This is a genomic window from Streptomyces sp. NPDC093591, from assembly GCF_044764885.1.
Taxonomy (GTDB): Bacteria; Actinomycetota; Actinomycetes; order Streptomycetales; family Streptomycetaceae; genus Streptomyces.
Genome location: NZ_JBIWIY010000011.1, coordinates 289,356 through 300,939, shown reverse-complemented (window position 1 = coordinate 300,939; position 11,584 = coordinate 289,356). Strand labels below are relative to the sequence as shown.

At 69.4% G+C, this 11,584-nt stretch carries 8 protein-coding genes; all 8 read right to left on the bottom strand.

All coding sequences use genetic code 11. The features are described 5' to 3' along the window. Positions 1-138 precede the first annotated feature (138 nt). Positions 139-6,345: an RHS repeat-associated core domain-containing protein gene (locus ACIREI_RS24730; protein ID WP_403336792.1), complete on the bottom strand. Its 6,207-nt coding sequence runs from the start codon at positions 6,343-6,345 to the stop codon at positions 139-141. A 258-nt stretch (positions 6,346-6,603) separates the two neighbouring features. Then, positions 6,604-7,233: an OmpA family protein gene (locus ACIREI_RS24725; RefSeq protein ID WP_403336591.1), complete on the bottom strand. Its 630-nt coding sequence runs from the start codon at positions 7,231-7,233 to the stop codon at positions 6,604-6,606. Positions 7,234-7,241: 8 nt separating this feature from the next. Beyond that, the gene (locus tag ACIREI_RS24720; protein WP_403336588.1) at positions 7,242-7,820 is read right to left on the bottom strand and encodes a hypothetical protein; all 579 of its coding nucleotides are present in this window, start codon (positions 7,818-7,820) and stop codon (positions 7,242-7,244) included. A 34-nt stretch (positions 7,821-7,854) separates the two neighbouring features. Continuing rightward, on the bottom strand, positions 7,855-8,469 hold the full coding sequence (locus tag ACIREI_RS24715; protein WP_403336585.1) for a pilus assembly protein TadG-related protein: 615 nt from the start codon (positions 8,467-8,469) through the stop codon (positions 7,855-7,857). Beyond that, positions 8,466-8,660: a Flp family type IVb pilin gene (locus tag ACIREI_RS24710; RefSeq protein ID WP_403336582.1), complete on the bottom strand. Its 195-nt coding sequence runs from the start codon at positions 8,658-8,660 to the stop codon at positions 8,466-8,468. Before ACIREI_RS24710 ends, ACIREI_RS24715 begins: the two co-directional genes overlap by 4 nt. A 156-nt stretch (positions 8,661-8,816) precedes the next feature. After that, on the bottom strand, positions 8,817-9,605 hold the full coding sequence (locus ACIREI_RS24705) for a LuxR C-terminal-related transcriptional regulator (protein ID WP_403336580.1): 789 nt from the start codon (positions 9,603-9,605) through the stop codon (positions 8,817-8,819). A gap of 71 nt (positions 9,606-9,676) precedes the next feature. After that, positions 9,677-10,585 carry a DUF5936 domain-containing protein gene (locus ACIREI_RS24700; RefSeq protein WP_403336577.1) on the bottom strand — a complete coding sequence of 303 codons (909 nt, stop codon included), beginning with the start codon at positions 10,583-10,585 and terminating at the stop codon, positions 9,677-9,679. Between the two features lie 25 nt (positions 10,586-10,610). After that, a complete protein-coding gene (locus ACIREI_RS24695) occupies positions 10,611-11,558 on the bottom strand; it encodes a type II secretion system F family protein (RefSeq protein WP_403336789.1) in 948 nt (315 codons plus the stop codon). Positions 11,559-11,584: the final 26 nt, after the last annotated feature.

The window sequence follows — 11,584 nt, the reverse complement described above, 5'->3', positions numbered from 1 at the left end:
GCCCCCCCGGGGGGGGGGGGGGGGGGGGGGGGGGGGGGGGGGCCGGGGGGGGGGCGGGGGGCTGGGGGCGGGGGGGGGGGGGGGGTGGGGGGGCGGGGGGGGGGGGGGGGGGGGCCCCCCCCCCACCGCGGTCAGGGGTTACTTGGCCATACAGGAGTAGGACATGTCGGCCACGTATCCGTTCCAGCCCGAGACCATGACCGCACCGTAGGTCCAGATCCTCGTACCCGGTTTGACCTGGATGTTGTAGTGGACGGCCCATCCGATCTTGACGGGGTTCTTCCAGGTGGCCTTGGCCTGGAGCTTGCGCATCTTGCCGCGCCTGCCCGGGGGGACACCGTGCGTCTCCGCGTACGTGGCGTTGGTGAACACCAGGTAGCGGTTGGCGAATCCCATGATCTGGACGTTGATGTAGTAGCCCATGTAGCGGTAGCCGTTGTGGGCGATACCGCCGCCGCGCCGCTGGACGATGATGCGCATGCCGTAGCCGTTCTTGATCCGGCGCTTGCCGCACTTCGGGCTCATGCCGTCGGTGTCGGTGGCGTTGCACGGGTCCGCGTTGGAGTAGTCGTACGCGTTGGCGGAACCGCCCGGCACCGGGTCGGGCTGCAGGAAACGTCCCCGGGTGGGGTCGTAGAGGCGTACGCCCATCAGCGTGAGGCCGGTCAGGGTCTCCGCCGAGCGCTGCTTCTCGCCGAGCCAGCCGTACCGGGTCGCGGCCTGGCCGGCCCGGGGGTTGCCGTACTCGTCGTTGTCCAGCGCCACCGGCGCCTTGGTGGTGTCCAGCGGAAGCTGGAGACTGACATCGCCGTGCAGGTCGGTGAGGTGCAGAACGGTGTCGCCCGTCTTGCCGGTGGTCGCCGCCAGTCCTCCGGTGACGGACTGGATGTTGCGGGTGACGGCCCCGGTGGTGGTGTCCTCGACGATCCAGCGCGGGGTGTCGTCGTCACTGTCGTAGTGGTTGACCTTGGACGCGGTCTGCGTCCAGGACGTGCCGCTGCCCTGTTCCACCGTCCAGGAACGGAACCGCAGGTTGGCGTCGAGCTTCCAGGTCTGCCGGCTGCCGCCCGAGGTCTGGCGCTGGGCCAGGTTGTTGGCGTAGTAGGCGATCGTGCCGTGGCCGGGGGCGGACGTGGTGCGGCCGAGCGCGTCGTACACCCAGCCGGAGCCGGCGATCCGGTCCGCGCTGTCGTAGGCGGTGGTCTGGGTCGTTCCTCCCGTGCTGGTGCAGTCCTGGCCGGGCGCCGAGACGGCGGTGGTCAGGGTGGTGCGGTTGCTGCGCTTGTCGAACCCGTAGGCGCGACGGGTGCAGAGGGTGTCCGCGGTGTCGTCGACCGAGGTCAGCCGGCCGGCCGCGTCGTAGGTGTAGGACTGGTCGGACCAGCCCGCGTTGGTGGTCACCTGGCCGTGCGCCGATTCCGTGGCGCGGTTGGAGTAGACGACAGTTCCGTCGCTGTCCCGGGTGTAGACGCGGGCGACGGCGGTGCCGGTCGGGTCCTTCTCCTGGTTGAGGGTGTAGCCGCCGGGCAGGGTCTCGCGGACCACCGAGCCGTCGGCGTCGTAGGACGTGCGGAACACACCGGCGACGGAGTCCGTGACGGAGGTCGCCAGACCTCGGGGTTCGGCGCTGTCGTCGTAGGTGAAGGTGGTGGTCGACGGGACGGAGTCGGTCACCTTGACCGGGCGGTCCAGCTTGTCGAACTGCATCGTGCTGACGCCGCCGTCGGCGTCGGTGTACGAGATCTGCCGGCCCAGCTTGTCGAAGGCACGCGTGATGGTGCCGCCGGTGGTGGACACGGTCTTGACGGGGCGCCCGCTGTCGGGGTCGTACTCCGTCGTGACCTCCGGCACGGCCGCGCCCAGTCCACCGGTGACCGTGGACTTCACCGGGCGTCCGGCGCCGTCATGGGTCGTGGTGGTGGTACGGGTCACGCTGCCCGCGGTCTCGATCGCCTTCTCGGAGTTGCCCCACCAGTCGTACTCCACGGTGGACGTCACGAGCTGCGTGGGGTTGGTGCCCCCGCCGGTGATCGTGCCGGCCGGTCCGGTGGAGCACACCAGGTCGGCCCACTCCGGGCGGCCCGCGCAGGCGCCGGTGCCGGTGGCGGACCAGTAGGTGGTGACCCGGGTCGCCGCGTCCGTGCCGGTGGCTCCCGGCGGGATCTCCTTGCGGACGTGGCCCTGGCTGTCGTACTCGGTGGTCGTCGTCAGGGCCAGTCCGTCCGGGTCCTGAACGCTCTTGACCGGCAGGCCGCTCGCCCAGTCGTAGACGGTCTGGGTCACCCGCTTCTCGCCCTGGACCGTGGGGTGTTCACGCACCTCGACACCGTTGGTCGTGCGCGTGATCTGGTCCTTGACGGCGGCGGTGCCGTCGGTCGGGCGGCCCTCGTCGTAGGCGTGGACGGTCCAGGAACGGCCGATGACGGAGGTGCCCGCGGACACCAGCGTCGTGGTGCCGGACTTCAGGTCGGCGGTGAGGTCGAGCCGGTGCAGAGGCCCGAACTCCTCCAGCTTGCGGGTGCCGTCGGCGTCGTAGATCCGGCGCGTGGACAGCAGCTCCGCGCGCTCGGCGGCGGTGAGCCGGGCGATGCCGAGCTCGGCCTGGGCCGCACGGTCGTCGGCGGTGAGGCCCAGCGCCAGGGAGCGGTTGCCCGCGCTCAGTTCGCGGACCGTGTTGCCGAAGCGGTCGTTCTCCACGGTGCCGATGTGACCGCCGGGCGACACCGAGTTGACCGCGGCGCCGGAGACGCCGAGGTACTGGACGGAGGCGCGCCGGTAGTCACCGGTGGCCAGGGCGGTCCCGGTGTGCGAGGCCGGTACCGAGTCGGCCGGGAAGACGGCGGTGGCGTCGGTCGGGGCGTCGGTCTGGCCCCACGCCTTCACATCGCCCGCCCCCATCGGGTACGGGGCTTTGGTCCCGGTGAGCGGAACGTCGTAGACGATGCTGGTGACGGCGTCCCCTTCGACGACGTCCGCCGTGCCCTGCTTGAGCGCGGGGCGCGACGCCTTGAGGAGCATGCCCTCACCGGCCGCACTGCTGGAGCCGGCCTTGCCGTAGGTGAAGGTCCACGGCAGGTCGCCGGCCGCGCTGTACTTGATGACGCGGCCCGCGGTGTCGTAGTCGTACGACGTCTTCAGCGCCGGGGAGACCTGCGGGTTCCACGTCTGCCGCAGACGACCGGTGGAGTCGTAGGCGTACGTCTGGACCGCCTTGGCCGTCGCGGCGGAGGCGCCCGGCTCGGTGGAGAAGAAGCGGATCTCCTTGACCCGGCCGGTGTAGTCGCCGAAGGAGTCCAGGGTGGCGGTGGTGGCCGTGGCGTAGACGAACTCCATCACCCGGCAGCCCTTGGTCGCCGGGGTGGTGGCGCAGGTGGCCGGGGCGACGGCGGAGGTCTGGGCGACGACCCGCTTGGGCCGGGCCAGCTTGGTGCCGTCGACGGTGACCGTCTCCGAGGTGATCGTCGTGGTGGAGCCGGTCTTGCCGTCCAGCTCGGTCGACGACACGTTCCACACCGGCAGGGCGCTGTCCAGCTTGCTGAACACCGTGGCCGTGCCGTCGGTGTCGGTGAGCGTGAGGTCGCCGGTGAGGCTGCCGGTGAGGGTCAGCTTCTGCGCGCCGGGCTCGGCGACCCAGGCCGTCTTCGCCGCGTTCGCGGTGAAGTGGACGACGTCGTTGTTGTTCGACACCACGTCGAGGGCGGTGTCGGAGACCTTGCGGACGTAGGCGTAGTCCGAGCCGGTGGTCTCGGCGGAGGTGCCCGCGGACCACTCCTTGCCGAAGATCGCGACCTGGCCGTCCGCCTCGGCGTGCGCGTCGGGCTCCCGGGAGGACGCCGTACGCGAGAGCGACAGGTCGAAGTACGACGCCTCCAGCTCGTTGAGCGTGAAGTCGCCCGTGAGGAGGTTCACGGCGCCGGGGCCCACCCGCGTCGGGGCGGCTCCCTGGGCGTTGCGGTCGACTACGACGGTCAGCGGCTGGGTGCTGCCCGAGGCGCTGTTCGGCCCGGTGAAGTCGGCCTTGATCTCGACACTGCCGTCCGGGTCGACGGTGTTGGTGGCGGTCCACACCAGCGTCGCGTTCTTGCCGCCGGTCAGCGCCACCGGCCAGGCGGTCAGCGCGGCGCCGCCGGACGTGACGTCGCCGGCCGGGATCTTCGTCCAGTCATCGGCCTCGGAGCGGCGCCAGGAGAAGGAGACGCTGTCGTACTTGCTCGCGTCGGCCTCGGCGACCAGCGGCAGCCGGCGCGCGGTGCGCTCACCGTCGGACGGCTGGAGGAAACCGCCGGGTCCGGCGTGGAAGGTGTACTCGATCGCCTCGGACTTGTTGTCCGCCTTGTCGACGGCGCGCACCTGGAGCGTGTGGGTGCCGTCGTCCGGCGGAGTGACGGAGACGGCCTTGTCGGCGCTGGAGCCGCCGGTGGCGACCTTGGTCCAGGTCACGCCGTCCAGCGACCACTCCAGCCAGTTGTGGCCGGAGGCGGGCGGGGTGACGGTGAAGGTGCCGGCCTGGCCCGCACCCTTGACCCACGCGGTGGACGGGTAGTCCGTGGAGGTCACCTTCGCGGGGGCCGAGGGGGCACTGGTGTCGACGGTGAAGGTCTTCCACGCCGACCAGCCGGTGTTGTAGTGCGACCCGTCGTACGGGGACGTACGGAACTTGTACGTCTTGCCGTCGGCCAGCAGCCCGGAGGGCACGGTCACCGAGGCGACCTGACCCGAGGGCACGTACTTCGACACGATGACGTCACCCACCTGCGTGTTGGTGGCGTTGTCGTAGATCTGGAAGGTTCCGTTGACCTTGTCACCGTCGGAGTCGACGAAGGTGTCCCGCAGCGTCGGCGTGGTGGTGTTCACCATGTAGGCGCCGCTGTAGGAGAAGTACGGCGGGCCCGCCTCCTGCTTGGTGCCGGTGCGCGGCCGGTAGTTGTAGTTGACGACCAGCTTCGGCGGGTTGGAAGCGGCGTTGGCGGAGTTGACGCGCTTCCACTGCGCCACCACGGACTCGCTGGAGGCGCGCAGGCCCATGTGGCCGCGGGTGGCCTTGGCCGACGCCCACTCCTGCACCAGCGTGCTCACGTCGGCGTTGATCCAGCCGTCCGGCTGCGTGGTGCACGAGGCGTTGCCGCGGGTCTCGGTGGAGGTGGCCTTCTTCGCCGTCCACGTCGGCTGTGCCGTCCAGCGCGAGGACGTCGAGGCCGCGCCGGTCGACCACACCTCCCACGGGTAGAGCGCGCAGTCGGTGTTGTTGCCCGAGTGGAAGTTCCACAGGCTCAGCTTGGCGCTGGACACCAGGGCGTCCTGGATCGGCGTGGTGTTCCAGGAGATGAAGGAGCGCGCCGTGCGCGGGGTGCCGTCGGCGTTGGTCGTGCCCGGGTTGCCCAGATCCAGCTCGGTGTCGGTGGACCAGTCGACGGTCTCGCCCTGCTGCACGTAGGTGTCGAAGACGTTGGACAGCGAGGAGGTCGACGGGTCGACGGTGACGGGGTACCGGGTCTTCGGATCGGCGAGGAAGTCCGCGTCCGGGGTGACGACCAGGTCGACCGAGGAGCCCTTCCCGACGACCTTCAGCCCGACCTTGGCCTTGTGGGTGTGCTCACCGGACCGCTTGTCGACGGTGGAGTCCCACATCACCGGCGCGGGCATGACGGCCCGCTTCTTGTTCTTCTTGTCCGTGAACAGCACGCTGCCGTCGGCGAGTTGCTTCGCCTTCAGCCCCTTGGCCTTCAACGGCAGGGTGTACGTGTAGCCGCCGCTCGCGGCGGGGCGCTTTTTGATCTCGACGAACTGCTCGAAGCCGGTACGGGTGGCCTCGACGACCACGTCCGCGCCGGGGACGGCGTTGACGTACTGGGCGCGCGTGCCGTCCAGTTCGGGCTTCGGCAGCCCGCCCTTCCACTGCAGGGTGATCTGCTGGTCGCCCTCGCCGAGCGTCACCAGGTTCGTGGCCTTCGCGTCCCGCGTGGCCTTCAGGGACTTCGCCGGGGTGCCGGTGCGGCCGGCCAGGCGCAGTCCGCCCGGGTGCGCCTTGGGCTCGATCGCCCCGTCGGCCGCCCGGACGAGGTCCAGGTCGACGGTCCGCCAGGCGCCCGTGGCGTCGTCCTTGAACCGCACCGGGCCGGCGGTGAGTTCGGTGGTGAGCGAACCATCCTTGTTCGCCCACGTCGTGGAGGTCTCCGTACGCTCGGAGAGCGCCTCGACGCGCTTGCCGGACAGGCGAGCGGCCACCCGGGCGGACGGAATGTCCGCCGCCTGCGTGGCCGTGGCCTTCTTCGGGGCGCTGGGGGCCTGTGACGGGGCGGCGAGCGCGGCCGCGGCGTACGCGCCCTCGAGCAGGGTCACAGCCAGGGTCAGAGAAAGGCCTCCCGCTATCCAGCGGGTGTTCCCCCCAGACCAGGAGCGTCTGCGTCTTGGCGACGCAGGCATGCGAATCATCCAGATTCTCCGGTCGTTCACTTCGTGCCAGAGGCATCACAGTTGTGATGCCGCCGTGAACGTACCGCGCGTAAAGACCAGTTAAATGCGGCAGATGATCACAAGTGGCACCTAGCTGACCGAGATTGCGAAGTGATCCACATCACCAGCTCTGGATCGCGGAGGGATTCGTCAGTTGTCCGAGCGCGGGAAGGAGACCTCGACCCTTCGGTTCTTCTTGCGTCCCGCCTCCGTCGCGTTGGAGGAGATGGGGTACTGCTCGCCGTACCCGCGCACCTCGTACGTGACCGTCGAGGCGTTCAGCTCCGCCTCCAGAACCCCCTGTACGGCGTTCGCCCGCTTCCTGGACAGGACGTCGCCGTGGGCGGAGGAGCCCAGGTTGTCGGTGAAGCCGAAGACGCGGATGCGGGTGGCGTTCTGGGTCTTGATCTCCTCGGCGATCTCCGAGATACGGGCCTTCGCCTCGCCGGTCAGCTTCGCGCTGTCCTTGGGGAAGAGGACCTCCGCCTGGAGGGCGAACTTCACGTCCGCGTTGGTGTCTTCACGGCGTTCCTCGCCGGCCTGGTCCTCGACCACCTGCTTGATGTCCAGCACCTTGGCCTGGGCGAGCGTCGCGCCTTCGGGGAGCTTGAGGTCGGGGTCGTTGGCGTCCACTTCCACGGGGGCGGTGGCGGTCGCTTCGGTGCCGGGCGGGACGCTGGGGTCGTCGGCCGCGTCGGCTGTCGTGGCCACGAGCAGGTTCGCGGCGACCATGACCGTGGCCGCGGTGAGGGTGAGGGTGAGGCGGGGGGTGCGGGTCATGGGGGGCCTCATCCGGAGATCTGGATGGAGGCCGAGGCGAATGTCGGCAGTTGGAAGCTGACTTCGGTGGTGCTGGTGGGCGGGGACGGGAACTGCATGAACACGGGGATGGAGGCGCCGGCCTTGATGCGCGGCATGCCCGTCGTCGTCAGAGGACGGCCGTCGGTATCACGCAGGACGTAATAGCGCTTCTTGCTCGCCGAGTCGACGAGCGTTGCTCCACCGAACGATGTTCCGTGCCTGATGATCTCGGTCTCGTCACCCGACGTCCGGGCCGAAACACGAGCTGCGTCGTCGCTGTCGTTCTTCAACTCACCACTGACCGTGACGAATCCGCCTGAATCTCGCTGAGCAGAGGTGATCCTGAGGATCAGGCCGTCCTCACCCTTCAGCTCGGCGAGGAGGTCATCCGTTCCCTCTTGAGCACTCGGGTTGGACCCGTCGTCCTTGGAGGCCGAAGCCGATGTCTTCGGCTTCTTACCGCCGTCGCCGCCACTCCCGCAGCCGGCCACGCCGAGGGCCAGTCCAGCCGCAACGGTCAGCGCGACCATCCCTCTGTGAGCCTTCGCCGTGAACCGAATACTCATGCCTCTGCTTCCTTCGTCACTCGTCGTTCGCTTGTCAGTCGGCCAGGTGGACGTCGAAGAGGTCCTCAGGCTCCGGGAGCGTGATCGGATCTGCCGGATCCGGGTCCCAGTTCGTGCCCCCGCAAGTGAGCTGTGGCAGTGGCAGCGTGTCATTCCCGTCATCACCAACGGCGCCCTCCCCGGGGAGATCGAACGTGCAGCGAGGCTCGATCACAGCAGTGGCTGACGCCGTCGACTTGAAGTCCTCCGTACCGGGGACGATGGAGTCGCCTACGGACTTGTTGGTCACGACATCGACCTTGTAGCCCAACAACCCCGTTGCCCCGCAACCCTGGACCTCGGCGTCGTTCTGGTCCGCCAGCTCATGGGCGCGCCAACAACCGTTGAACAGCGCGCCGTCGCCATCAAGGATGGCCTGCCACTTCGTCGGGTCGGCCACGACCTCCAACCAGTCTCCGGCGAGCTGATCCCGCGTTTCCTGCGCCGCCGCCAGAGCTGCCGCATCGGCGGCTGTCTGGGCGCCGTTCCGGTTTGCCGCGGCCTGGCCGACCGCGAGGTAGGCGAACGCGAGAAAGAGCAGGCCCCCCACCACCGTGATGTAGATGGGGAAGGCCTGCCCCGAGTCGCCGAACGTGCGGCGCCCGGTCACCCGGTGAGCTCGTCGATCTGCTCCACAATCGCGTCGTAGATCGTCTGGCCGATGTCCGTCCCTGTAATGGCCAGCACGATCGCCACGACCACCGCGATGATCCCCAGATACTCCACCGCCGTCTGCCCCCTGTCGTCGCGAGCGGCACGGGAGCGCAGGTACTCGACGGTGGTGTTGATCCAGTTGCTCATGGTGTTCCCCTCTGGTGTTCAGCGATCGCTGAGCGCTGGGCTCGCAAGTCTCGAGAGAAGTCTTGCGAGAAAAGTAAGCGGAAATACCCGAAACACCAGAGGGTCCCTGGGCCCGATTCCGGACCCAGGCCGAAAACCATCGCTGTGTCATCGCCGTCAGCTCCGTCCTGGGGGTGAACCCGGGGCCCTGCCCAGCCACTTGGCGGTGGCATCCGCACGGCTGGTGCTGTGGAGTTTGGCGAAGATGCGGTTGATGTGGTTCTTGACCGTCTTCTCGCTGATGAAGCAGGTGGCGGCGATCTGCTGGTTGTTCATGCCCGATGCGATCAGGCCCATGATCTCCGCCTCCCTCCTGCTCAGCCGGAACCGCGACCGGTCCGAGGACGACTGTCCCACATCTGGTTGCATTCGCGAAAGGCGTTCCGGGGAATTGCTTGTGCCAGTTGACAGTTGGGCGTTTGCTTGCGCTAGTGATCCAGTTGCTTCCGTGGGAGTGGAACGCGGCAGACTCGCCAGGCGCGGCCTCCTGTCGCGCCGCTGCACGCCATCCCTGATGTCCCGTACGGCGTCCACCAGTTCGTCCGCCGTGAACTCACCGTGGACCAGGTAGCCGACGGCCCCTCGGCCCAGCGCCTCCCGAACCGTCTCCGACTCCGGCTCCGATTCCTCGCCGTACGTCAGCATCATCACCGGGGCGATGCTCACGAGTCGCGGAAGTGCCGTGACGCCGTCCATGCCGGGTAGGCGGACGTCCAGAAGGATCACGTCGGGACGGTGGTCGCCTGCCGCCTCATGGGCCGCGTGGGCGTTCGTCACCTCTGCCACCACCCTCGCGTCCGCCCGAGTGGTGAGGAGGGCCGCCAGGCCCCCTCGGACGGCAGGGTTCTCGGCGGCGACCACGAGTCGCACAGGCGTGGCAGCGGGGAGCGGCTTGGGCCCGTTCATACAGCCCCCTTCGGCCAAGTCCCCGGCGCCCACAGCGCCCTCGTCATCGACACGGACCTCACCCGCCACCCCTACTCCCCCGTCAGCGACCCGAAGTCCGTCCCCGACCCCAGCAACAGCCCCGCTCCCAGCAGGATCATCGTCGCCGGAACCATGAACGTCGTGATCATCATCGTGGCCTTGGGCACCGCCCGGGCCGCCTTCCGCCGGGCGTTCTGCGCATCCGTGCGGCGCATGTCCTTCGCCAGTGCCACCAGCGTGTCGACGATCGGCGCGCCCAGTTCCTCCCCCTGCTGGAGCGCCGTCACGAACATCGCCACCTGTTCCGAGTCGTTGCGTCGCCTCAGCTCCGCGAAGGCCTGGCGGCGGCTCATGCCGAGGTCCATCTGGCGCAGGGTGATGCGGAGTTCGTCGGCCCAGGGGCCCTCGTACTTCGAGGCGACCCGGTCCAGTGCCTGGCGGAAGCCCAGGCCCGCGCTCACCACGACCGCCAGCACGTCCAGGAAGTCGGGCAGGGTGCGCTCGATCTCGTCCTTCCGGATCCGGATCGCCGACCAGATGCCGACCTCCGTCCAGAAGGCGCCGAAGGCCAGGAGGAGGAGAGCTATCAGCACCTGGCCGCGGAGGAGGAAGACCAGGAAGCCGACCGCGCCCAGGAAGCCGTACACCGCGCGCCTGGCCGCGTAGCGGTCGATGGTCAGGCCGCCGGGGTTGCCCGCGAGGTCGATCTTGCGGCGGTACTTGGCGACCAGCTTCGGGCCCATCAGGCGCAGCACGGCGGGGGCGTAGCGCATGCCCATGCGGTCGACGACGGAGTCCACCGCGCCGGTGCGGGTCGCGCCGATCTCCAGGGCCAGCGCCAGGTCGCCGGGGAGTTTCGCCTCCGCGCGGTACATGCGGATGCCGGCGAAGATCCCCCACACGCTCAGGGCCATCACCAGGGCCAGGACAAGTCCCAGTTGTCCGAGTCCGATTCCCATTGTCTCGTCGCCTCCTTTCCGCGGCTCAGACGTCGATCCGCGACAGGCGGCGGATGAGTACGAACCCCACCGCGTACAGCCCGAACGCGATCAGCACCGCCGCCTGGCCGAACGGGGAACCCGTCATGCGGTCCAGGGCGCCGTCCTGCACGCCGTTCATCAGGAACAGCGAGCCCACGCCCAGGGCCGGGACCGCGTACGACGTCATGCTCACCTGGGACAGCTGGGTACGGACCTCGCGTCGTGTCTCCTTGCGCTCCTCCAGCGTCTCCGTGAGGTTGCGCAGCGCGCTCACCACCTGGCCGCCGGCCCGGTTGGACAGCACCAGCGTGGTCACCAGGACGACCAGTTCGCGCGACGGCAGCCGCTCCGCCAGCTCGCCCAGGGCGTCGTCCATCGAGGCGCCCAGCGCCAGCTGGTTGGAGACCTTGGCGAGTTCCTCGCCCGCCGGGGCCTCCAGTTCCTCAGCGGCCAGGGCGATGGCCGTGCGCAGGGCGAGTCCCGCGTGAGCCGCGTTCGCCAGGATGCGGGCCATCTCCGGGAGTTGGTTGATGAACCGCTCGATGCGCTTCTGGCGTTGCCAGTTGAGGAACTGCACCGCCGCCCACACGCCCAGCAGGCCCGCGATCGGGCCGAAGAAGGGGGCGAGGGTGGCTTGGCCAATCAGCCACAGGCCCGCCACCGTCGCCAGCATGTAGACGAAGAACTCGCCGGGGGTCACGTCCAGGCCGGTCGCCGCCAGGCGCAGTTCCAGCCGCTTTCCCGGTTTCGTACGGCGCAGGCGGCGGTCCAGGTCCGTGAAGCGGCGTCGGCGGCCACCGGCTCCGGCGATCTGGCCGGTGGCCGTCAGGCGGTCGACCAGGGCCTGGCGCTGGGCCCGGCCGGCGGCGTACGCGTGGACGCCCACCACGGCCAGGGCGCAGGTCAGCAGGGCGACGCCGGTCGTGAGGGTGATGCGGGTCTGCAGGTCCACAGCGACGGTATGGGGTTCCATGGCAA